Origin of the sequence: Variovorax nitratireducens, from assembly GCF_051216545.1 — a bacterium.
Taxonomy (GTDB): Bacteria; Pseudomonadota; Gammaproteobacteria; order Burkholderiales; family Burkholderiaceae_C; genus Variovorax.
In genome coordinates this window covers 653,880-675,271 of record NZ_JBPJZO010000001.1, presented here as the reverse complement: position 1 = coordinate 675,271, position 21,392 = coordinate 653,880, and the positions used below count along the sequence as shown (strand labels likewise).

The window sequence follows — 21,392 nt, the reverse complement described above, 5'->3', positions numbered from 1 at the left end:
GCAACGGTGCGTCGTTCAGGCGGCCAGGAACCGGTAAAGGTTGCGCAACATGCCCGCCGTCGCGCCCCAGACAAAGCGCTCGTCGTCGCCGTCCTGGTAAGGCATGGAGTACCACTCGCGCGACTTGCGCTCGGCATCGCTGACCGCATGACGGCGGTGATTGGCCGGGTTCATCAGGAAGGCCAGTGGCACCTCGAAGGCATCGGCCACCTCGTGGGGATTCAGTGTCAGCGTGAAGCCGGGCTGCACCAGCGCGACCACGGGCGTCACGATGAACGAGGTGATGGTGGTGTAGGTCGGCAGGGTGCCGAGCACTTCGATGTACTCCGCCGACAGGCCGACCTCTTCCCACGCCTCGCGCAACGCGGCGGCTGCGATGTTGGCGTCGTCGGGGTCGACCCGGCCGCCCGGAAACGCGACCTGGCCCGAGTGGGTGGTCATCTGCGAGGCACGCTCGGTCAACAGCACGGTAGGCTCGCCGGCGTGCAGCACGATGGGCACCAGCACTGCCGCCTGGGCCGGTGCGCGATCGGACATGCGCGGCTCCCGCCGCACCTCGGGCGTCCATACCGGCGGGCTGGCAAAGCGGGCGCGCAGCGCGGCGGTCGTGAGCTCGGCCCGCGCTACCGCGGGCAAGCCGTCGTCGACCGCGATCACTGGCACCTCGCGCGGATCGAACGAAAACAGCAGCGCCGGTGCGACGGTGTTGATCGGTTCGACAACGGCGGCGGATTGCATGGGTGATCGATTGGTCAGGGAAAGCTCCAGCTAAGTACAACGCAAGACCCGGGCCGCGGCGGACGGGCAATAGGAAATAGATCACACAGACACGTGTTGGTGCGAGCGCCAATGCAAAAAGCCGCCTGGGCGGGCGGCTTTTCGAGCACGGTTGCAGACCCGGATTATTGGGCGACTGCTGCCTTGTTGCTCTTGCCTGGCAGCTTCTCTTTGATGCGTGCCGAACGGCCGCTACGCTCGCGCAGGTAGTACAGCTTGGCACGGCGCACATCGCCGCGGCGCTTGACTTCGATGCCGGCGATCAGCGGGCTGTAGGTCTGGAACGTGCGTTCCACGCCTTCACCGCTGGAGATCTTGCGCACAGTGAAGCCGCTGTTGAGGCCGCGATTGCGCTTGGCGATCACGACGCCTTCGTAGGCCTGCACCCGCTTGCGGGTGCCTTCAACGACGCTCACGCTGACGATGACCGTGTCACCAGGCATGAAAGCGGGAATCTTCTTGTTGAGCCGGGCGATTTCTTCCTGCTCAAGGGTTTCGATGAGGTTCATGGTTTCCTGCATTCGATCGTGGCCGCGCTGCACTAAAGGCGTCTTATTCAAGCCTGTCAAGGCTGGGCTTGAAACGGACGCGGCCGGCCAGAGGATCGGGGAGCCAAAGATTATAGCTTTTTTTGGAGCGCTGCCTCATCGGCCTTGCTGAGGCGCCCCGCAGCGCGGGCGGCGGCAATCAGTTCGGGCCGTTGCGCGGCCGTGATCGCAAGGCTGCGGTCGCGCCGCCAGCGCTCGATCTGCGCATGGTGGCCCGACAGCAGCGGCGCCGGCACTGCCTCGCCCTGCCACTGCTCGGGCCGGGTGTAGTGCGGGCAGTCGAGCAATCCGTCGAGCGCCGGGTTGAAGCTGTCCTGCACATGGCTGGCCTCGTCGCCGAGCACGCCGGGCTGCAGTCGCGCGACCGCGTCGAGCAGCGCCATCGCTGGGATCTCGCCGCCCGACAGCACGAAGTCGCCGAGGCTGATCTGGTGCGTCACACGGGCGTCGATGAAGCGCTGGTCGATGCCTTCGTAGCGGCCGCAGACAAGTACCGCGCCGGCCCCGGCCGACCAGCTCTCGACCGCCGCGTGCCGCAGCACCTCGCCGATCGGAGAGAACAGCACCACCGCCGCGGGGCCGCCCCGGGCCGCGAGCGCCGCGTCGAGGCAGGCCGACAGCGGCTCGGCCAGCATCACCATGCCTGGCCCGCCACCAAACGGGCGGTCATCCACGCGCTTGTAATTACCCGTCGCAAAGTCGCGCGGATTCCAGAGCACCACCTCGACCTGCCCGCTTTCGTAGGCACGCCGGGTGACGCCGCTCACCAGAAAAGGGGCGAACAACTCCGGGAACAGGGTGATGACATCGAAGCGCATGCTTGCGCCGAACAGCTAGTAGTCGGGCTGCCAGTCGACCGTGATGGTGCGGCCGGCCAGGTCGACGCTATCGACGAATGCGGAGACGAAAGGAATGAGCCGCTCGACGGCGACGCCACCCTCCTCGGCCGCCAGCACCAGTGTGGTCTGCGGGCCGGCTGCGAGGAGCTCGCGCACCACACCCAGCATCAGGCCTTCGCGATTGGTCACTTGCAGGCCGATCAGGTCGACCCAGTAGTACTCGTCGGCGCCGGCGCTCGGAAAGCTCGACCGCGGCACGAACACGCGCGCACCGCGCAGAGCCTCGGCGGCATTGCGATCGGCCACCGCGTCAGACGTCGCGACGACCCAGTCGGAATGGTCTTTCGCCTCGCGGATCGCGAGACGGAACACGCCGGCGGCTGCCCCGGGGGCTTGCAGGAACCAGCGTTTGGAAGAGAAAAGCGCCTCGGGTCGGGCGCTGTGGGGCAGAACCTTGAACCAGCCCTTGATGCCCCAGGCGTCGGCGATGCGCCCTACCTCGATCGCATCCGCCGGCAATTCGGCGGCTTCGAGCGTGGGCAGCATCGCCTTGGCGGGCAGCTTAGGCTGCTGCCTTGGGCGCCGCGGCAGCGGCTTGCTTGATCAGGCGCATGACCGTGGGCGAGGCCTGGGCGCCGACGCTCTTCCAGTAGGTCAGACGATCCTGCGCAATGCGGATACTTTCTTCGTTTTCCTTGGCGATCGGGTTGTAGAAACCCAGGCGCTCAATGAAACGGCCATCGCGGCGAACGCGCTTGTCCGACACGACGATGTTGAAGAACGGGCGACCTTTGGAGCCGCCGCGGGAGAGTCGAATGACGACCATGATTTATCCTTGGGGTGGTGGAATTTCTTCCAGCTATTTCTTCCAGCGTTGAGACACGCGACATGACCACCCGGCCAGCGACACGCTGAAAAGCCTTCCATTATAGCCCGCTGCGCTTCCTTTCCCCGCTTTTTGCTTTCTCACCTCCCATGACCACCATCCGCCCGAGCCGCGACGAAGACGTCGAGGCGCTCACCGCCATCTATTCGCATCACGTGCTGCACGGCACCGGCACTTTCGAGACCGAGCCGCCCACCGTCGCCGACATGGCCGGGCGGCGCGCCGATGTGCTGTCGAAAAATCTCCCCTACCTGGTGGCCGAACGCGACGGCGAGGTGTTGGGTTTTGCCTACTGCAACTGGTTCAAGCCGCGTCCGGCCTACCGCTACTCTGCCGAAGACTCGATCTACCTGGCCGACGCGGCGCGCGGCCAGGGGCTGGGCGCCAAACTCCTGGCCGAACTGTCGAAGGCGGCGGAGGCGGTCGGCGTGCGCAAGCTGATTGCCGTGATCGGCGACTCGGCCAACGTGGGCTCGGTGGGCGTGCACCGTGCACAAGGCTTCACCCAGGTGGGCGTGCTGAAAGATTGCGGCTGGAAGTTCGGCCAGTGGCGCGACGTCGTGCTGATGGAAAAGGTTCTGGGCGAAGGCAGCACCACGGCGCCCGAATGAAAAACAAGACAACGGCCGCCTGGCTTGCCTTTCTGGGGGGGCCGCTCGGCCTGCACCGCTTCTACCTGCGCGGCTGGGGCGACACGCTCGGCTGGTTGCTGCCGATTCCGAGCGCGCTCGGCCTGTACGGCATTGAACGCGTCCGGATGTTCGGTTTGGACGACGCCTGGAGTTGGGCACTCGTGCCGCTGCTCGGCTTCACCATTGCGGGGTGCGCGCTCACGGCCATCGTCTATGGCCTGATGACGCCGGAAAAATGGAACGCCCGCTACAACGCCGGAGCACCGGCCGATGCGGCCCCGGGGCGAACGCAGTGGCTCACGATCGGTGCGGTAGTGCTGGCCCTGCTCTTCGGCAGCACGATCCTGATGGCCAGCATCGTGTTCAGCTTCCAGCGCTACTTCGAATACCAGATCGAAGAAGGCCGAAAAATATCCCAGTGAATCCGGTGAGGTCGGGGCCGCTCAGAGCAGCTGCAGGCTGGCCCAGTAGGCGATGGCAGCAACGAAAGCCGACGCCGGGATCGTGAAGATCCAGGCCCAGACGATCGTGCCGGCCACGCCCCAGCGCACGGCGCTGGCACGGCGCGCGGCACCGACGCCGACGATCGCGCCGGTGATGGTGTGGGTGGTGGACACCGGGATGCCGAGCGCCGTTGCCAGGAACAGCGTGATCGCCCCGCCGGTTTCGGCGCAAAAGCCACCGACCGGCTTGAGCTTGGTGATCTTCTGGCCCATCGTCTTGACGATCCGCCAGCCGCCGAACATGGTGCCCAGGGCGATCGCGGCATAGCAGGTCACGATGGTCCACGGCGGTGGGCTGGCCTCGCCGGCGGCCGAGTACCCGGTTGCGATCAGCAACATCCAGATGATGCCGATGGTCTTCTGCGCGTCGTTGCCGCCATGCCCAAGGCTGTAGGCGCCAGCAGAAACCAGTTGCAACCGCCGGAACCAGCGATCGACACGCGAGGGCGTCGAACGCCTGAAGATCCAGGCCACCGCGATCATCATCATCGAGCCGAGCGTGAAACCCAGGAGCGGCGAGACGAAGATGAAAGCCACGGTCTTCCAGATGCCCGACGCCACCAGCCCCGCCGATCCTGCCTTGGCGATGACCGCGCCCACGATGCCACCGATCAGCGCGTGCGAGGAACTGCTCGGGATGCCGTAGTACCAGGTCACCAGGTTCCAGCTGATCGCGCCGATCAGCGCGCCGAACACCACGTGCACATCCACCACGCCGGGGTGCGCAATGCCCTTGCCTACCGTGGCTGCCACGCTCAGGTGAAAAACGAAAATCGCGATCAGGTTGAAAAACGCCGCGAACACGACCGCTTGCCCGGGCCTCAGCACGCCGGTGGACACCACGGTGGCGATCGAATTCGCCGCGTCGTGGAAGCCGTTCATGAAGTCGAACGCGATGGCCAGCGCCACCAGCAGCACGACCACCCAGAGACTGACCTGAACCGCTGCCATCAGGAGTTCTCGAGGATGATGCCCTCGATGACGTTGGCCACGTCCTCGCACTTGTCGGTGATGGTTTCGAGCAGTTCGTAGATCGCCTTGAGCTTGATCACCTCGCGCACATCGGGTTCTTCGCGGAACAGCTTGCTCATGGCGCTGCGCATCACGCGATCGGCGTCGGACTCGATGCGGTCGATTTCCTCGCAGGCCTTCAGCGCGGCTTCGGCGATCGCCGGCTCGGCGATGCGGCCGAGAAATTTCACCGCGTCCCGGAGCTTGTCGCAGCACTTCACGCTCAGCGCGGTCAGTCGGGTGATCTCGTCCGTCATGTGGCGCACGTCGTAGAGCGCCATGGTTTCGGCCGAGTCCTGGATCAGGTCGGCCACGTCGTCCATCGTGTTGATGAGCTTGTGGATCTGCTCGCGGTCGATCGGCGTGATGAAGGTCTTGTGAAGCAGCCGATTGACGTCGTGCGTGACACGGTCGGCCGCACGCTCGGCGTTGTCGACGTCGCGGTTGTACTGCTCGCGCAGGTGCACGTCGTTGTAGTTCGCCACCAGTTGCTCGAAAGCGCGCGCCGCCTCGACGATGCGGTCGGCATGCTGGTTGAACATTTCAAAAAAATTGCCCTCGCGGGGCAGCAGCTTGCCGAACATGGCGGTCTCCTGAGGGCACGGCTCCCACAGACGTGTGACAGCGTCATGAAAAACCGCGCAAGTTTAATGGGCTCAGGCCGGCGGCTTTCGGGAGGGCCTATTCCAGCCGCCGCAGATTACGCCGCGCAGCAGTAACGGCACCTCGTTGGCGAGATCTTCAAAGGCGCTCGATCGGCTGGCCGGCCACTGCGGCGAGCTGTTGCGGCGTCACCAGCTGCGGCGCGATCTCGGCCAGCGGCAGCATCACGAAGGCACGCTGCGTCATGCGCGGGTGCGGCAGGGTCAAGGTCGGCGTGTCGAGCGCGCCGTCGCCATGCTGCAGCAGATCGAGGTCGAGCGTACGCGGCGCGTTGCGGTAAGGCCGTTCCCGGCCGGCCTGCAGTTCGAGTCGCTGCATGGCGCCCAGCAAGGCAATGGCGTCGAGCCCTGTGTCGAGGGCAGCCACCGCGTTGATGAAATCCGGCCCGCTGGCCTCGAACGGTGCGCTGCGGTAGAGCGATGAGCGTGCCGCCACCCGCGTTTGGGGCAGCGCATCGAGTGCGTCGATGGCCTGCTGTACCGTGGCCTTCGCGTCGCCGAGGTTGGCGCCGATTGCCACGTAGGCCCGCACCGTCATTCGGCCGGGGCGCTTTCGTTGCTGCCGCTGCCGCCGCCTTCGGCCCGCGGCTTGCGACGCCGGCGGCGTTTGCGCGGCGCGATGGCTTCGCCGTCCGGCGGTATGGCGGCCTCGCGTTCCGGCTCGCTCGATGCCGTGCTGACGGCCGTCGACTGCGGTGGCTGCGGCGCACGCACCCGCACACGCTGCCCCTTTTTCTGCTCGTCGCGCACCTGATCCATCAGGTCTTGCCGGCGCAGATCGTCGGCGGTGCTGAATTCCTGCCACCACTCGGCAATCGCCTCGCCCACCTCGCCCACATCGGCGCGCAGCCGCATGAAATCGAAGGCGGCACGAAAGCGCGCCTGCTCGACCAGGCTGTAGGGCGTGGCACCGCTGCGCTTGTCGAAGCGCGGCTGCATCATCCAGATCTCGCGCATGTCGGCGGCCAGCTTGCCGCGGCCCGAGACGTCGCCGATGCGCGAATTGAACACATCGTCGATCGCGTCCTGCAGCGCCGGGTAGGCCGGCTGCGCGCGTTGGCCATGCTGGCCCTCGATGCGGGCGGCCCAGCCGTCGCGCACATCGGCCCACAGCACGCAGGCCAGCAGGAAGCTCGGCGCCACCGGCTTGCCCTCGCCCACGCGGCGGTCGGTGTCCTGCAATGCCGCGTTGACAAACGGCTGCTCGGCACGCTCGACAACGATGTCGAGCAGCGGATAGATGCCCTTGCCGAGGCCCAGCAACTTGAGCTGTGCCACGGTGGCGATCGAATGGCCGGTTTGCAGCAGCTTGAGCATTTCGTCGAACAGGCGGCTTTGCGGCACGTCGGCCAGCAGCTTGCTCGATTCGACCAGCGGCGCCCGCGTCTTGGGCTCGATGGTGAAGCCGAGCGCCGCCAGCTTGGCCGAGAACCGGATCGCGCGAATGATGCGCACCGGGTCTTCGCGGTAGCGCGTGGCCGGGTCGCCGATCATGCGCAGCGTGAGCTTCTTCGCGTCCTTGATGCCGTTGTGATAGTCGACCACGACCTGGTTGGCCGGGTCGTAATACATCGCGTTGACGGTGAAATCGCGGCGTGCGGCGTCTTCGTCCTGCGGGCCCCATACGTTGTCGCGCAGCACCCGGCCGGTCGAGTCGACCGCATGCTTCATGCTGGCGAGTTCGCCCTTGCTGGTGCGCTCGTTTCCCTTGACCTGCTCGGCAGCGGCGTTGTCCATGTAGGCGCGGAAGGTTGAGACCTCGATCACTTCATGCTCGCGACCCCGGCCGTAGACCACATGGACGATGCGAAAGCGCCGCCCGATGATGAAGGCGCGCCGGAACAGCCCCTTGACCTGCTCCGGCGTGGCGTTGGTTGCCACGTCGAAATCCTTCGGCCGCAGCCCCAGCAGCAGATCGCGCACCGCGCCGCCCACCACGTAGGCCTCGAAACCGGCCTGCTGCAGCGTGGTGACCACGTTTTTCGCACGATCGTCGACCAGCGCGGGGTCGATGCCGTGCACCGAGGCTGCAACCTCCTGGCGTTTGCCGAAGCGCGGTACTGCGCTCGATTTGCCGAGCAGTTTGTCGATGAATTTCTTGATCATTGGAGTTCTTCGGCGCAACCGCGCCCTTTATTCATTTTCGAGCATGGCCCGAATCAACGGAATCGTGATGGCACGCTGGGTGCGCAGCGCGAAGCCATCAAGCTGGTTAAGCAGTTCCATCAGGCTGCCCAGATCGCGGCTGAAGCGGTGCAGCATGTAGTCGAGCACATCGTCCGACAGCATCACGCCGCGCGCGTCGGCCGCCTGCCGCAGCACCGCACGCCGCTCGGTTTCGCTCAGCAGGTGCAACTGGAACACGTGGCCCCAGCCGAGCCGGGTGCGCAGGTCTTCGCGCAGCGGCAAATCGGCCGGCGGGAGGGTGCCGGCCGCGACCACGCCCCGCTGCAGCCCTTGCGCGTGGATGAACCAGTTGAAGGCCGCGTGCTGCTGCACTGCAGTGTAGAGGTGCACGTCGTCCATCAGCACGGCGCCCCAGCCCTCGTCGAAAGCCGGCGGCTCCAACAGACCCGCATGCAGCCAGCCGACGCCCGCGCCCTGTTCGCGCAACGCGACGCGCACCGATTCGAGCAGATGGGTCTTGCCGGTGCCGCTGTCGCCCCACAGGTAGGTGGGCACCGGCGAATGAATCGCCTGGGCGCGACCCTCACCGACCCAGAGCTGCAGATGCCGCACGGCCGCCTCGTTCGGGCCGGCAAAGAAGCCGGCCAGCGTCGGGCCGGTGGCCAGGCCGATGTCGAGTGCGAGCTGCTTCATGCCCCGAAGCGCCGGCACGGCCATGCCGTGCCGTGGCGGGCCGGTTCGGACGTGTGCGCTGAGGAGAGGTTCATGAAGCGAAAGGAAGCAGGGCCCGCGGCCCTTAAAATCGTGGCGAATTCTATCGGCCCGGGCGCATTGGCGACCTGCGCCATCCCCCTGCTCCCCACTGCCTCCCGCTGCCTGCCATCACCATGACCTCGAACTCGCCCGCCCCCCTCAGCTACAAGGACGCCGGCGTCGACATCGACGCGGGCGACGCGCTGATCGACCGCATCAAGCCGCTCGCAAAGAAAACCATGCGCGAAGGCGTGCTGGCCGGCATCGGCGGCTTCGGCGCGCTGTTCGAGGTGCCCAAGCGCTACAAGGAGCCGGTGCTGGTGAGCGGCACCGACGGCGTCGGCACCAAGCTCAAACTGGCTTTCGAATGGAACATGCACGACACGGTCGGCATCGACCTGGTGGCGATGAGCGTCAACGACGTGCTGGTGCAGGGCGCCGAACCGCTGTTCTTTCTGGACTATTTCGCTTGTGGAAAGCTCGATGTCGACACCGCTGCGGCCGTGATCGGCGGCATCGCGCGCGGCTGCGAGCTCTCGGGCTGCGCGCTGATCGGCGGCGAAACCGCCGAAATGCCCGGCATGTACCCGGCCGGCGAATATGACCTGGCGGGCTTCGCGGTCGGTGCGGTCGAAAAATCGAAGATCCTCACCGGCCAGAGCGTGAAGTCCGGCGATGTGGTGCTGGGGCTGGCCTCGGCCGGCGTCCATTCCAACGGCTTCAGCCTGGTGCGCAAGGTGATCGAACGCGCCGGCACCGACCTGCCCGCCACGCTCGACGGGCAGCCGTTCCGGCAGGCCGTGATGGCGCCGACGCGCCTGTACGTCAAGCCGGTGCTCGAGGCGCTCGCGAAGCACCCGATCAAGGCGCTGGCCCACATCACCGGCGGCGGCCTGCTCGAAAACATTCCGCGCGTGCTGCCCGAAGGGACGGCCGCCCACCTGAAAAAGGGCAGTTGGCCGAAAACCGAACTGTTCGCCTGGCTGCAGAAGGTGGCCGGTATCGACGATATCGAGATGAACCGCACCTTCAACAACGGCATCGGCATGGTCGTGGTGATCGACGCGGCCGAGGCCGCGGCCTGCGCGGCCACGCTGCGCGCTGCGGGTGAAACGGTGCACGAGATCGGCGTGATCGCCGTGCGTGGCGACGCCGCCGCGGTGGTCGTGGCCTGACGTGGGCGCCATGCGGCCACCGCCGGGCCGCCCCAAGGCGAGCCGCACCACTCCCTCGGGGGGCGGCGAAGCCTACGAAGCGGCCAGCACAGGTCCGGGCATTTCCTCGCCGGCATCGCGTCAGGTCGTGATCGCCAGCTACCTGCTGATCGCGGGTGCGCTGCTGCTGGTGCTGTGGCGCGACCTGCTGCCTGGCCTGCTGTTCGTCTGCATCGGGTTTCTGGCGACGCGGCGGCTGGCACGCATGTTCGACAGGGCGCTGCCGCCACGTTTCCAGGGCGCGGGCTCTTCCTGGCCGCGCGCGATCGCGGCGGCGCTTGTCATGCTGGCGCCGATCGGCCTGCTGGTACTGGCCTTTGCCGAGGCGCGCGAGTTCGTGCTCAACGCGCCCGAGCAGTACCAGGAACTGCTCGACTACATCGCGCGCACCATCCTCGAACTGCGGCTCAAGCTGCCCGCGGAAGTCGCCGTGTACCTGCCCGAGGGCGCGGCCGAAGTGCAGCGCATGATCGCGACCTACCTGCGCGCGCAGGCCGGCGCGCTCGCGCTCACCGGGCGCGCCTGGCTGGGCGGGTTGCTGTTTGCCTATGTCGGGCTGATCGTCGGCGCGCTCGCCGGGGTGGCCCGCGCCTCGGCGCTGCAGGGCCCGCTCGCGCTGGAGTTGCAGCAGCGGGTGCTCCTTTTCGGCGAGGCTTTTCGGCAGATCGTGGCCGCGCAGTTCTGGATCGCCGCCTTCAACACGCTGCTGACCGCCGGCTTCCTGCTGGTGCTGTTGCCGCTCTGGGGCCTGCGCCTGCCCTACGAGCCGGCGCTGATCACGCTGACCTTCGTGGCCGGCCTGGTGCCGATCGTCGGCAACTTGTTGTGCAACGCGGTGCTCACGCTGGTCGGGCTCTCGGTGTCGCCGATCGCGGCGGCGGCCTGCCTGATCTTCCTGATCGTGATCCACAAGGCCGAGTACGTCATCAATGCCAAGGTGGTCGGCAGCCGCACCCACATGGCGGTGTGGGAGCTGCTGGCCGTGATGTTCGTGGCCGAGGCGGTGTTCGGCCCGGCCGGGCTGGTGGCGGCGCCACTGTTCTATGCGTACCTCAAGAAAGAACTGCAGGCGAAGCGGCTGGTCTGAGGCAAGGTATGTCCTGAATTGATCGACTTTGGTCTTTCTCGAGCAGGACGACGGGTTTGCAGCCACTGAAAATAGGGCGCATCATCCACTCAGCCCACCGAGGCCGCCCATGAAGTCATGTCTGATAGTGATCGACGCACAGCAGTCGTTCCGCCACCGCCCCTACTCCACCGAGCGCGACATGGCGCCCTACCTGGCCGCGCAGAACGCGCTGATCGAAGGCTGCGTGGCGGCCGGCGTGCCGGTGGTGCGCGTGCTGCACAACGACGGGCCCGAAATCGCAGGCAACCCTTTCGCCCTGGCATCGGGCCAGGTGCGGCCGCTCGAAGGACTGGTCGATTTCGAGCCGGCGGCGAGCTTCCTCAAACACCGCCACAGCGCGCTCGTCGGCACCGGGCTCGATGTATGGCTCACGCAGAACGGCATCGGCCGCCTGATCGTGAGCGGCATCCGTACCGAGCAATGCTGCGAGACAACCACGCGCCATGCCTGGGACTCGGGCTGGGAGGTCGACTACGTGCTCGACGCCACGCTCACCTACGATATGGTGCAGCCCGACGGCCGGCCGCTCCCGGCCGCGGACATCAAGGCCCGCACGGCGACCGTGCTGGAGGGCCGCTTCGCGCACATCTGCGGTGTCGGCGAGGCGCTGGAGCGCGCGGCCGCTGCCATTCGGCACCGGCCGGTCGACCCGGCCGCTCATGCCGCGTCCAGGGCGTCCCTGGAAAGCGTCCCGGCCGACGCGCGATGAGCGCGGCGCCGGCACCGATCCACGTCGTGTTCGTGCTGCTCGCGGGCAGCCTGGTGCTCGACTGGGCCGGGCCGGCGGAAGCGCTGCGCATTGCCAACCAGCAACTGCGTGCGGCCGGCAAGCCCGAGCGCTTCACGATCGGGTTTGCAAGCCCGCGGCCCGAGTCGGTCACCTCGGTCGGCGTTGCGCTGTCCGGGCTCGCGCCGCTGCCGACCGCGTGGAGCGGCCCGGCCTGGGTGGTGCTGGTCGGCCTGCCGGGCGATGCCATCGCCGTCGACAACGACGAAACGCGCGAACTGCTGCACTGGCTGCGCGGCCAGCGCTTCGAGCGCGACCGGCTCGAGCTGGTCACCATCTGCGCAGGCGCCGTGCTGGCCGCGCACGCGGGCCAGCTGGCCGGCCGGCGCGCCACCACGCACCACCATCACCTCGACGAACTGGCGCGCATCGAGCCGCGTTGCGACGTGGTGGGCAACCGCGTGTTCGTGCTCGATCCGCCGCTGTACAGCAGCGCGGGCGTCACCACCGGCATCGATCTGGTGCTGCACCGCATTGGCGAGACCTGCGGTGAGGCGCTGGCTGCGCATGTCGCGCAGACGATGGTGGTGGCCCTCCGGCGCGGCCCGCACGACCCGGAGCTGTCGCCCTTTCTTGCCTACCGCAACCATCTGCACGCCGCATTGCATCGCGTGCAGGACGCGGTGAGCGAGCGGCCGCAGGCCGACTGGAGCGTGCCGCGCATGGCCGAGGTCGCGCACACCTCGCCGCGCCATCTGACCCGCCTGTTCGTCGAGCACGCAGGCGTGGCGCCGCTGGCCTATCTGCGGCGCCTGCGCCTCGCGAGCGCGCAACTCGCGCTGGCCTCCGGCGCCAACGTCACGCAGGCGGCCGAGTTGTCCGGATTCGGCTCCGACACGCAGTTGCGTCGCGCGTGGCACCTGTTCGGCCTGCCGGGCTCGCCATCGGCATCCATCTGAGCTCGAAATCTTCCACAATCGCCGGATGAAACTGTGCTGCCTGCTTCCCCTCGCCCTGGCCATCCTCGCCGGCTGTTCGACGCCCGCCACCGAAGTCGTCAAGCTTCGCGATGGCGTGCTGCGCGCCCCGACCCATGCGGAGGCTTCGACCTATTGCGAGGGATTGAAAACGAGCGCCCAGCCGATCGGCAAGGCACCTGGCGACACCGGCATCTTGTTTCGGTGCAGATGATCCGCGGGTGAGCGGCGTGTGATCGGGGTGCTGAGGCGACGCTAGAGATACCCGCAGAACCGCAGCACATGCCCGTCCGGCTCGCGAATCGCGAACTCGCGCAAGCCCCACGGCTGTGAGACCGGCGGCTCGATCACGTCGACGCCGCGCTGCTTGTAGGCCGCGTGCAGGCCGTCCACATCCTGCCCCACATGGATCACGATCTCGCCGCGCCATTGGCGGGTTTCGCGTGCGTTGCACTGCCACAGGCGGATATAGACCGGGTCGCCGTAACTGCGGTCGCCCGACAAAGCGCCGGGCCGCCCCAAGCTTTGTTGTTCCCCTTGGGGGACGGCGTCGACGCAGTCGGCGCCAAGGGGCACATGCTTTACGCGTGCATAACTCGGCGGCTCGCCGGCGATGAAGTCGAGCTCGAAGCCCAGCACGTCGCGGAAGTAGCGCGCGGCGCGGCTCACATCGGACACCGGCAACACCGGCTGAATGCCGTGGAACTGGTGCCGGGTGCCCAGATCGGGCGGCGTCGACGCGGTTTCGGCGGTCATCAGTTCTCGGCGCGACGCAGCGCCACCACGCGTTCGGCGATCGCGTCGATGTCGAGCGCGTCCTCGACGTGCGCCAGATAGGTCTCGAGATCCCGCACCGCCAGCGAGGTATTGCCCTGCTCGGCATGGGCCAGCCCGCGGTCGCGGTGCTCGCCCCAGGCTTCGGGCAGCAGCGCGATGAGACGGTCTTGCACGGCGATGGCGCGCTGCCAGTCTTCCTGCGTGCGATGGACTTCCTTCAGGTTGCGCAGCATGCGCGAAATGATGTCGCGCGGTGTGGCCGGCTGCAGGTAGAGGCCGAGAGGCACGTCGAAATCGCCGACCAGGCCATTGCTGCGCTTGTAGGGCTCCAGCCGCTCGCTGAGTTCCTCGCGCGAGAGCGACCGGCCAGTGAACGGATCGATCACCACCTGCCCTTTCGGCAAGGTGACCTTGAGCATGAAATGCCCCGGAAAACCGACGCCGCGCGCCTGCAGGCCGAGCCCCTGCGCCAGTTCCATCCAGAGCACGGCGAGCGAAATCGGGATGCCGCGGCGGGTGCGCAACACGGCGTTCAGGTAGCTGTTGTCCGGGTCGTAGTAGTCGTTGACGTTGCCGCCGAAACTCAGGTCGTGAAAAAAGAACTGGTTCAGCAGGCGCAGCCGCTGCAGCGGCGCCGCATCGGCCGGCAGGCGGCGCTTGAGACGGGCCAGCAGCTGGTCGACATCGCCCAGCACCTGCTGCACGTCGAGCTCGGGATATTCGTCTTGCGCCAGGCTCGCTGCAGCTTCGAGCAGCGGGAAATGCTCGTCGCTTTCCACGAGCGTTCGGAAGTACTCGAGGGCGGTGGGCGCAGAAAGGCTCAGGGGCATGTGTCTTTGTAGTGGAGCGCGCCGGGAGCGTCAAGGCACGTTCGACGTGCGAGCCTCAGCGACGCAAAAAACTGCGCAGCTTGAGACCCGCCAGAGCGAGCACGCCGAAATAAAGCCCCGCGGCGCCCGTGATGACGGCAGCCAGCAACCCGATGCGCAGCAGACGCTGTTCGCGCAGCGCGACCCAGTCGAAATGGCCGTTGGCCCAGACTAGCAGCGCGCCAAGCACCAGCGTGGCGGCAACCACCTGCGCGACGAAGCGCCACCAGCCCGGCTCGGGCTTGAAGCTGCCGCCGCGGCGCAGCCAGATCAGCAACAGGAGCGCATTGACCAGTTGGGCGAGGCCGATCGACAGGGTCAGGCCGGCATGCTGCAGGTAGGGCACCAGACCGATGTTGAGCACCTGCGTCAGTACCAGTGCGACCAGGCTGGCGCGCATCGGGGTGCGCATGTCGTGCCGTGCATAGAACCCGGCCGCCAGCACCTTGATCGCCACGATGCCGAGCAGGCCGGTGCCGTAACCCATCAGTGCGACGGTGGTGCGCTGCACGTCGACGTCGCTGAAGGCGCCGTTGTGGAACAGCACCGCCACCAGCGGTTTGGCAAAAACCAGCAATGCGACCGCGCAAGGCACGGAGAGCAGCACGACCAGCCGCAGGCCCCAGTCGAGCATGGCCGAAAAGCGCACATCGTCCTTCGCCGCCCGCGCGCTGGCGAGTTGCGGCATCAGCACCACGCCGAGCGCCACGCCGAGCATCGCGCTCGGAAACTCCATCAGCCGGTCGGCATTGGTGATCCAGGTGACGCTGCCGGCCGCCAGGTGCGAGGCGATCTGCGTGTTGATGAGCAGCGAGATCTGCGCGCCGCTGACCCCGATCATGGCCGGCAGCATGAGGCCGAGGATCTTGCGCGTGGTCGGATCGGCCCAGGCCGCGCGGAGAGCCGCCAGGCGCAGCCCGATGCGCGGCAGCATGCCGAGCTTGCGCAGCGCCGGAATTTGCAGCGCGAGCTGCAGGATGCCGCCGACCATCACCCCGACACACTGCGCGTAGATCGGCTCCAGCCCATAGCGCCGGAATAACGGGGCGCCGAGCACGATCGACGAGATCAGCGCCAGGTTCAGCAGCACCGGCGACGCGGCCGGCACCGCGAACTTGCGCCAGGTGTTGAGAATGCCGCCGGCCAGCGCCACCAGCGACATGAAGCCGATGTAGGGGAACATCCAGCGCGTCATGACCACGGCGGCGTCGAACCCGCCCGACTGTTTCAGCCCGCTGGCCATGGCCCAGACCATGAACGGCGCCGCGGCCACGCCCGCGGCGCACAGGACGACCAGGGTCCAGGCCAGCAGGGTGCCCACGTGGTCGATGAGCTGTTTGGCGCCCTCGTCGCCCTGCTCGGTCTTGCAGGCGGCCAGCACCGGCACGAAAGCCTGGCTGAAGGCGCCCTCGCCCAGCACGCGGCGGAACAGATTGGGGATGCGGAAGGCGACGTAGAAAGCGTCGGTGAGCGCGCTGACGCCAAACACCGAGCTCATCAGCACGTCGCGCACGAGGCCGGTGATGCGCGAGGCAAGGGTCAGCAGCGAGACGGTGGAGGCGGATCGAAATAGGGACACGGCAACCAAGTGTAGGCGGAGGCTGTGCGGGCGAATTTCCGTGAAACACCGCGGAACCGGCTTCGCCGGGCCGCCGGTGTTGCCCCCGGTAGGGGGTTGGCGAAGGCGACACGCAGTGCGCCGCAGCCTGGGGGCGAGCTATAATCGCGGGCTTTGCTGCATCATCCTCAGACACCTAAGGAACTAATCATATGGCATCCGCCAAGCCCAAAAAGAAGAACCCGCGCCTTGCGTCGGGCCGCAAGCGCGTCCGCCAGGACGTCAAACTCAACGCCGCGAACACTTCGCTGCGCTCCAAATACCGCACCGCTGTGAAGAATGTCGAAAAGGCCGTGCTGGCCGGCGACAAGACCAAGGCGACCGAGCTGTTCGCCAAGGCCCAGAGCATTGTCGACACCGTGGCCGACAAGGGCATCTTCCACAAGAACAAGGCTGCTCGCGACAAGAGCCGCCTGTCGGCCAAGGTCAAGGCGCTCGCCCTGGCCCCCGCAGCCGCCGCCTGACCCTGCGTCAGGCCAAGCCCGGATGAAGGCTCTGCCCTCATCCGCCGTTTGACAGGGGTGCGCTGCAGCAAAGTGAAAAAACCGCCTTCGGGCGGTTTTTTCATGGGCGATCGATCGGTGGGTGCTCTCAGCGCGCCGGTCTTTCCGGAACGATGCAGGTCTCGCCGACCTGCAGCCCGTTGTCTCGGGCGAAGTTCATCACGAAGTCCCACGCCATCACTTCGTGGGCGCGCAACTCCGTGCTCACGATGACGCACTTGATGCCGTTGATGGTGGTCGGAACGCACCATGGCGAGTAGCTCAAATGGTCGCCCGGCTGAGCCCCACCGGGGCGAAACGAGCTCATCACGCCCGCCAGACGTTCGGCCCAGTCGCTCGGCCGGAAAGTCCGGCCATCGCTCGTGATGCCTTGAATGAAGAGTTGTTTGGCGTCGGGGAAATCCATGAAGTAGAGGCGGCCACGGCGCGTTGCTGCAGTGCACAAGGATTTTAGCCGTGAGGCTTGCACGCCCTGTGCCAGGGCATTGCTGTGATGCGCAATCCTCACCGACGCGGCAAGGCCCGCCGCCTAGAATCCGCCTTCCTTTTCCCGGAGATCCACCGAATGAGCGCTACCGCCCAGCCCACGTCGCCCCATGTCATGAACACCTACGGCCGCCTGCCGATCGCGCTGTCGCATGGCCAGGGCTGCCGAGTCTGGGACACCAACGGTCGCGCGTACCTCGACGGCCTCGGCGGCATCGCCGTCAATACGCTCGGCCACAACCATCCCGAACTGGTGCCGGCGCTGCAAGACCAGCTCACGAAACTGATCCACAGCTCCAACTACTACCACGTGCCCGGCCAGGAAAAGCTGGCCGCCAAGCTGGTCGAGCTGTCGGGCATGACCAATGCGTTCTTCTGCTGCACCGGGCTCGAGGCCAACGAGGCAGCGCTCAAGCTGGCGCGCAAGTTCGGCCACGAAAAAGGCATCGAGCGGCCCGAGATCGTGGTCTACGAGCATGCCTTTCATGGACGCTCGATTGCCACGCTGTCGGCCACCGGCAACCCGAAGATCCAGGCCGGCTTCGGCCCGCTGGTCGAGGGCTTCATCCGGGTGCCGCTGAACGACATCGAGGCGCTGAAGAAAGCCACCGAAGGCAATCCGAACGTCGTCGCCGTGTTCTTCGAAACCATCCAGGGCGAAGGCGGCATCCACCCGATGCGCTGGGACTACCTGAAGCAGGTGCGCGCCCTGTGCGACGAGAAGGACTGGCTCATGATGATCGACGAGGTGCAGTGCGGCATGGGCCGCACCGGCAAATGGTTCGCGCACCAGTGGGCCGGCATCGTGCCCGACGTGATGCCGCTGGCCAAGGGCCTGGGATCGGGTGTGCCGATCGGTGCGGTGGTGGCGGGCCCGAAGGCCGCGAACCTGTTCCAGCCCGGCAACCACGGCACCACCTTCGGCGGAAATCCGCTGGCGATGCGTGCCGGCGTCGAAACCATCCGCATCATGGAAGAGCACAAGCTGCTCGAAAACGCGGCCACGGTCGGCGCCCACCTCAAAGCCGCGCTGGAACGCGAGTTCTCGCGCCTGCCGGGCGTGAAGGAAGTGCGCGGCGCGGGCCTGATGCTCGGCATCGAGCTCGACCGGCCCTGCGGCGTGATCCTGGCCCAGGCCTGCGAGGCCGGCCTGCTGCTTTCGGTGACGGCCGACAGCGTGATCCGCCTGGTGCCACCGCTGATCCTGAGCATCGCCGAAGCCGACGAGATCGTCGCCATCCTGGCGCCGCTGGTGAAAGCCTTTCTCGCAGAACCCAAGGCGGCATGACGATGGCGGAAATCCGGCACTACCTGCAATTCTCGGACTTCACGGCCGACGAGTACGCGCACGTGTTCGCGCGCGCGGCGCTGATCAAGAAGAAGTTCAAGGCCTACGAGCGCCACCAACCACTGGTCGACCGCACGCTGGCAATGATTTTCGAGAAGGCCTCCACGCGCACGCGCGTGAGCTTCGAAGCCGGCATGTACCAGCTCGGCGGCTCGGTCGTGAACCTCACCACCGGCGACAGCCAGCTCGGCCGCGCCGAGCCGATCGAGGACAGCGCCAAGGTCATCAGCCGCATGGTCGACATCGTGATGATCCGCACCTACGAACAGACCAAGATCGAGGCCTTTGCGGCGAACTCGCGCGTGCCGGTCATCAACGGCCTGACCAACGAGTTCCACCCCTGCCAGATCCTGGCGGACATCTTCACCTACATCGAGCACCGCGGCTCGATCAAGGGCAAGACTGTGGCCTGGGTCGGCGACGGCAACAACATGGCCAACACCTGGCTGCAGGCAAGCGAGATCCTCGGCTTCAAGGTGCATGTGAGCACGCCGAGCGGCTACGAGGTCGACCAGTCGGTGGCCGGCATTCGCTCGGCCGACAGCTACCGGGTGTTCAAGGATCCGATGGAAGCCTGCCGCGGCGCCGACCTCGTCACCACCGACGTGTGGACGAGCATGGGCTACGAGGCCGAAAACGACGCGCGCAAGAAGGCCTTCGCCGACTGGTGCGTCGACACCGAAATGATGCGCATCGCCCAGCCCGACGCCCTCTTCATGCACTGCCTGCCTGCGCACCGCGGCGAAGAGGTCGAGGCCGACGTGATCGACGGCCCGCAGTCGGTGGTGTGGGACGAGGCCGAGAACCGACTCCACGCGCAGAAGGCGCTGATGGAGTTCCTGCTGCTCGGCAAGATCCAGGTTTCCTGAGCTCCTGCCAGACCGGGCGCGCACCCGGCACGGCCTGCCCACGTAACAGGCTTTACGCGGGCCGGCGATATGTGTACATTGTTCACATATCGCAAGGAGACCCCGATGAACTACCCGGACATCGTTTCGCGCGACCACTGGCAAAGCGCTCGCGACGAACTGCTGAAGGCCGAAAAGGAACTCACCCGCGCCCATGACGCGCTGAACGCGCGGCGCCGCCAGTTGCCGATGACCGAGGTCACGCGCGACTACGTTTTCAAGTCGGCCGCGCGCGGCGACCTGCGGCTGGTCGACCTCTTCGACGGCCGGGATCAGCTCGTCGTCTATCACAACATGCTCACGGCGGATCACATCTGCCCCGGTTGCTCGCAGGTGTGCGATCACATGATGAACAACTTCGCGCACCTGCATGCGCGCCGCACCTCGTTCGCGATGGTGGCGCGCGCCAGCGTGCCGCGCATCGAAGAGGTGAAGGCGCGCATGGGCTGGACGTTTCCATGGGTGTCGTGCGAGGGCACCACGTTCCACGAGGACTTCGTCACCGCGCAGGACAACGCTTCGTTCGGCTTCTCGGTCTTCATCCGCCAGGCGCAACGCGTGTTCCAGACCTGGTTCACCTCCGGCCGCGGCGCAGAGCAGGCCAGCAACACCTTCCAGCTGCTCGACCTCACGCCCTGGGGCCGCCAGGAGGCCTGGGAGAAATCGCCCGCCGGCTGGCCGCAAGACCCGCCCTACAGCTGGCAGCGGCTGCACGACGAGTACCCGGCCAACCCCGCCTGACATCGCTTCAACCCAGGAAAAACACCATGCAGAAGATCGTTCCGTTCCTATGGTTCGACGGCCGCGCCGAAGAAGCCATGAACTTCTATACAGCCATCTTCAAGAACGCCAAGGTCGGCAACGTGACGCGCTACGGCGACGCCGGGCCGGGGCCGAAGGGTTCCGTGATGAGCGCCACTTTCGAGCTCGAAGGCCAGAGCTTCTACGCGCTCAACGGCGGGCCGATGTTCAGCTTCACGCCCGCAATCTCGTTCTTCGTCAACTGCACCACCCAAGCGGAAGTCGACGATCTCTGGGCCAGGCTTTCCGAAGGCGGCGCCACCAACCAATGCGGCTGGCTGCAGGACAAGTTCGGCTTGTCCTGGCAAATCGTGCCCACGATCCTCGGCGACCTGCTCCAGAGCAAGGACGCGGCCAAGGCAAACCGTGTCATGCAGGCCATGATGAAGATGACCAAGCTCGACATCTCATTGCTGGAACAGGCCGCCGCCGCGCCGAACTGAGCGACTCATTTCGTCACGTGGCTTGTTGGAAATAACCGACACCACGACCCCGCATGCGGCGCTAACTTCGCTGCATGACTTCTTCTTCCACCGCAGCGCGGCTCTGGGACATCTCCCCGCCAGTGCATGAAGGCGCGCCGGTTTTCCCCGGTGATACGCCTTACCGGCAACGCTGGGCCGCGAGCATCGGCCCCGGCTGCCCGGTGAACGTCAGCGAGATCACGCTGTCGCCGCATGTCGGCGCACATGCCGATGCGCCGCTGCATTACGACGCCGATGGCACCACCATCGGCGACCTCGACCTCTCGCCCTTTCTGGGCACCTGCCGCGTGATCCATGCGATCGCGCGGGGCCCGTTGATCGAGTGGGCGCACATCGAGCACGCCGTCGACCAGCGCCTGCCGCCGCGCGTGCTGGTGCGCACCTACCAGCGCGCGCCGGTCGACCGCTGGGACGGCGCCCTTGCTGCCTATGCGCCTGCCACCATCGAACGTCTCGCCGCACTCGGCGTCAAGCTCGTGGGCATCGACACCGCCAGCATCGACCCGGCCGACAGCAAGACGCTCGACAGCCACCAGGTCATCCGCCGCCTCGGCCTGCGCGTGCTCGAGAACCTCGTGCTCGATGACGTGCCCGAAGGCGACTACGAACTCATCGCGCTGCCGCTCAAGCTGGTCAGCGCCGATGCCTCCCCCGTGCGCGCCATCCTGCGGAGTTTATGAACCTCCCCCAGTCTTCGCGCACTTCGTGTCGCTTCGCCAACCCCCTCACCGGGGGCAACACAAGTGGACCGGCAAAGCCGGTTCCACGGTGTTCCGCGATGGACACCCCCTTGACTCGAACCAATGAAAGCC

At 66.7% G+C, this 21,392-nt stretch carries 27 protein-coding genes; 13 read left to right on the top strand and 14 right to left on the bottom strand.

All coding sequences use genetic code 11. From position 1 onward, the window contains the following. Window positions 1-15: 15 nt before the first annotated feature. From ACSFA8_RS03110 to rpsP, 5 genes are all read right to left on the bottom strand, one after another. Window positions 16-738 carry a CoA pyrophosphatase gene (locus tag ACSFA8_RS03110; RefSeq protein WP_435478049.1) on the bottom strand — a complete coding sequence of 241 codons (723 nt, stop codon included), beginning with the start codon at window positions 736-738 and terminating at the stop codon, window positions 16-18. 164 nt (window positions 739-902) lie between these two features. After that, a complete protein-coding gene (gene rplS, locus ACSFA8_RS03105) occupies window positions 903-1,286 on the bottom strand; it encodes a 50S ribosomal protein L19 (protein WP_435478048.1) in 384 nt (127 codons plus the stop codon). Window positions 1,287-1,396: 110 nt separating this feature from the next. Continuing rightward, on the bottom strand, window positions 1,397-2,143 hold the full coding sequence (gene trmD, locus ACSFA8_RS03100; protein ID WP_435478047.1) for a tRNA (guanosine(37)-N1)-methyltransferase TrmD: 747 nt from the start codon (window positions 2,141-2,143) through the stop codon (window positions 1,397-1,399). A gap of 15 nt (window positions 2,144-2,158) precedes the next feature. Further along, window positions 2,159-2,710 carry a ribosome maturation factor RimM gene (gene rimM, locus ACSFA8_RS03095; protein ID WP_435478046.1) on the bottom strand — a complete coding sequence of 184 codons (552 nt, stop codon included), beginning with the start codon at window positions 2,708-2,710 and terminating at the stop codon, window positions 2,159-2,161. A gap of 16 nt (window positions 2,711-2,726) precedes the next feature. Beyond that, entirely contained in the window at window positions 2,727-2,990 is a 264-nt protein-coding gene (gene rpsP, locus ACSFA8_RS03090; RefSeq protein ID WP_286545636.1) for a 30S ribosomal protein S16, read from the bottom strand. A gap of 149 nt (window positions 2,991-3,139) precedes the next feature. Between rpsP and ACSFA8_RS03085 the strand changes: the two genes are divergently transcribed. Together ACSFA8_RS03085 and ACSFA8_RS03080 are read left to right on the top strand one after the other, a co-directional pair. Further along, entirely contained in the window at window positions 3,140-3,661 is a 522-nt protein-coding gene (locus ACSFA8_RS03085; protein ID WP_435478045.1) for a GNAT family N-acetyltransferase, read from the top strand. Then, window positions 3,658-4,104 (top strand): NINE protein, encoded by a 447-nt coding sequence (locus ACSFA8_RS03080; RefSeq protein ID WP_435478044.1) that lies wholly within the window; start codon window positions 3,658-3,660, stop codon window positions 4,102-4,104. Before ACSFA8_RS03085 ends, ACSFA8_RS03080 begins: the two co-directional genes overlap by 4 nt. Window positions 4,105-4,125: 21 nt before the next feature. Here ACSFA8_RS03080 and ACSFA8_RS03075 read toward each other — a convergent pair whose 3' ends face one another. From ACSFA8_RS03075 to hda, 5 genes are all read right to left on the bottom strand, one after another. Further along, window positions 4,126-5,136, bottom strand: coding sequence for an inorganic phosphate transporter (locus tag ACSFA8_RS03075; RefSeq protein ID WP_435478043.1), 1,011 nt, complete (start codon window positions 5,134-5,136; stop codon window positions 4,126-4,128). Then, window positions 5,136-5,780 carry a DUF47 domain-containing protein gene (locus ACSFA8_RS03070; protein WP_435478042.1) on the bottom strand — a complete coding sequence of 215 codons (645 nt, stop codon included), beginning with the start codon at window positions 5,778-5,780 and terminating at the stop codon, window positions 5,136-5,138. The genes ACSFA8_RS03075 and ACSFA8_RS03070 overlap by 1 nt, the downstream gene beginning before the upstream one ends. Window positions 5,781-5,937: 157 nt before the next feature. Then, window positions 5,938-6,396 (bottom strand): 2-amino-4-hydroxy-6-hydroxymethyldihydropteridine diphosphokinase, encoded by a 459-nt coding sequence (folK, locus tag ACSFA8_RS03065; RefSeq protein ID WP_435478041.1) that lies wholly within the window; start codon window positions 6,394-6,396, stop codon window positions 5,938-5,940. Then, window positions 6,393-7,964, bottom strand: a complete 1,572-nt coding sequence (gene pcnB, locus ACSFA8_RS03060) for a polynucleotide adenylyltransferase PcnB (protein ID WP_435478040.1) — start codon at window positions 7,962-7,964, stop codon at window positions 6,393-6,395. Before pcnB ends, folK begins: the two co-directional genes overlap by 4 nt. A 27-nt stretch (window positions 7,965-7,991) precedes the next feature. After that, window positions 7,992-8,678 (bottom strand): DnaA regulatory inactivator Hda, encoded by a 687-nt coding sequence (gene hda / locus ACSFA8_RS03055; RefSeq protein ID WP_435478039.1) that lies wholly within the window; start codon window positions 8,676-8,678, stop codon window positions 7,992-7,994. Between the two features lie 194 nt (window positions 8,679-8,872). On the opposite strand from hda, the gene purM reads away from it, so the two are divergent. The 5 genes from purM to ACSFA8_RS03030 all read left to right on the top strand — a co-directional run bounded on the left by purM (window position 8,873) and on the right by ACSFA8_RS03030 (window position 12,999). Then, window positions 8,873-9,913: a phosphoribosylformylglycinamidine cyclo-ligase gene (gene purM, locus ACSFA8_RS03050; RefSeq protein WP_435478038.1), complete on the top strand. Its 1,041-nt coding sequence runs from the start codon at window positions 8,873-8,875 to the stop codon at window positions 9,911-9,913. Between the two features lie 10 nt (window positions 9,914-9,923). After that, entirely contained in the window at window positions 9,924-11,039 is a 1,116-nt protein-coding gene (locus ACSFA8_RS03045) for an AI-2E family transporter (RefSeq protein ID WP_435478037.1), read from the top strand. A gap of 109 nt (window positions 11,040-11,148) precedes the next feature. Continuing rightward, window positions 11,149-11,790: an isochorismatase family protein gene (locus ACSFA8_RS03040; RefSeq protein WP_435478036.1), complete on the top strand. Its 642-nt coding sequence runs from the start codon at window positions 11,149-11,151 to the stop codon at window positions 11,788-11,790. Further along, window positions 11,787-12,767 (top strand): GlxA family transcriptional regulator, encoded by a 981-nt coding sequence (locus tag ACSFA8_RS03035; RefSeq protein ID WP_435478035.1) that lies wholly within the window; start codon window positions 11,787-11,789, stop codon window positions 12,765-12,767. Before ACSFA8_RS03040 ends, ACSFA8_RS03035 begins: the two co-directional genes overlap by 4 nt. Before the next feature lie 25 nt (window positions 12,768-12,792). After that, on the top strand, window positions 12,793-12,999 hold the full coding sequence (locus ACSFA8_RS03030; protein WP_435478034.1) for a hypothetical protein: 207 nt from the start codon (window positions 12,793-12,795) through the stop codon (window positions 12,997-12,999). A 41-nt stretch (window positions 13,000-13,040) separates the two neighbouring features. Here the strand turns inward: ACSFA8_RS03030 and ACSFA8_RS03025 are convergent, their stop codons facing one another. Genes ACSFA8_RS03025 through murJ form a run of 3 tightly spaced genes read right to left on the bottom strand, consistent with a single transcriptional unit; the run spans window position 13,041 to window position 16,010 of the window. Continuing rightward, window positions 13,041-13,541, bottom strand: coding sequence for a VOC family protein (locus tag ACSFA8_RS03025; RefSeq protein ID WP_286621984.1), 501 nt, complete (start codon window positions 13,539-13,541; stop codon window positions 13,041-13,043). Beyond that, a complete protein-coding gene (locus ACSFA8_RS03020; protein WP_435478033.1) occupies window positions 13,541-14,392 on the bottom strand; it encodes a SirB1 family protein in 852 nt (283 codons plus the stop codon). Before ACSFA8_RS03020 ends, ACSFA8_RS03025 begins: the two co-directional genes overlap by 1 nt. 55 nt (window positions 14,393-14,447) lie before the next feature. Further along, on the bottom strand, window positions 14,448-16,010 hold the full coding sequence (gene murJ / locus ACSFA8_RS03015; protein ID WP_435478032.1) for a murein biosynthesis integral membrane protein MurJ: 1,563 nt from the start codon (window positions 16,008-16,010) through the stop codon (window positions 14,448-14,450). A 191-nt stretch (window positions 16,011-16,201) separates the two neighbouring features. Between murJ and rpsT the strand changes: the two genes are divergently transcribed. Beyond that, a complete protein-coding gene (rpsT, locus tag ACSFA8_RS03010) occupies window positions 16,202-16,513 on the top strand; it encodes a 30S ribosomal protein S20 (RefSeq protein ID WP_286545619.1) in 312 nt (103 codons plus the stop codon). 127 nt (window positions 16,514-16,640) lie between these two features. Here rpsT and ACSFA8_RS03005 read toward each other — a convergent pair whose 3' ends face one another. Further along, on the bottom strand, window positions 16,641-16,958 hold the full coding sequence (locus tag ACSFA8_RS03005; RefSeq protein WP_435478031.1) for a DUF3579 domain-containing protein: 318 nt from the start codon (window positions 16,956-16,958) through the stop codon (window positions 16,641-16,643). Between the two features lie 159 nt (window positions 16,959-17,117). Here ACSFA8_RS03005 and ACSFA8_RS03000 point away from each other — a divergent pair, with 159 nt between their 5' ends. From ACSFA8_RS03000 to kynB, 5 genes are all read left to right on the top strand, one after another. After that, on the top strand, window positions 17,118-18,326 hold the full coding sequence (locus ACSFA8_RS03000) for an aspartate aminotransferase family protein (RefSeq protein ID WP_435478030.1): 1,209 nt from the start codon (window positions 17,118-17,120) through the stop codon (window positions 18,324-18,326). Between the two features lie 2 nt (window positions 18,327-18,328). After that, window positions 18,329-19,255 carry an ornithine carbamoyltransferase gene (gene argF / locus ACSFA8_RS02995; RefSeq protein ID WP_435478442.1) on the top strand — a complete coding sequence of 309 codons (927 nt, stop codon included), beginning with the start codon at window positions 18,329-18,331 and terminating at the stop codon, window positions 19,253-19,255. 105 nt (window positions 19,256-19,360) lie between these two features. Further along, window positions 19,361-20,035, top strand: coding sequence for a DUF899 domain-containing protein (locus tag ACSFA8_RS02990; RefSeq protein WP_435478029.1), 675 nt, complete (start codon window positions 19,361-19,363; stop codon window positions 20,033-20,035). Window positions 20,036-20,061: 26 nt separating this feature from the next. After that, window positions 20,062-20,538 carry a VOC family protein gene (locus tag ACSFA8_RS02985; RefSeq protein WP_435478028.1) on the top strand — a complete coding sequence of 159 codons (477 nt, stop codon included), beginning with the start codon at window positions 20,062-20,064 and terminating at the stop codon, window positions 20,536-20,538. A 74-nt stretch (window positions 20,539-20,612) separates the two neighbouring features. Then, window positions 20,613-21,260, top strand: coding sequence for an arylformamidase (gene kynB / locus ACSFA8_RS02980; protein ID WP_435478027.1), 648 nt, complete (start codon window positions 20,613-20,615; stop codon window positions 21,258-21,260). Window positions 21,261-21,392 lie beyond the last annotated feature (132 nt).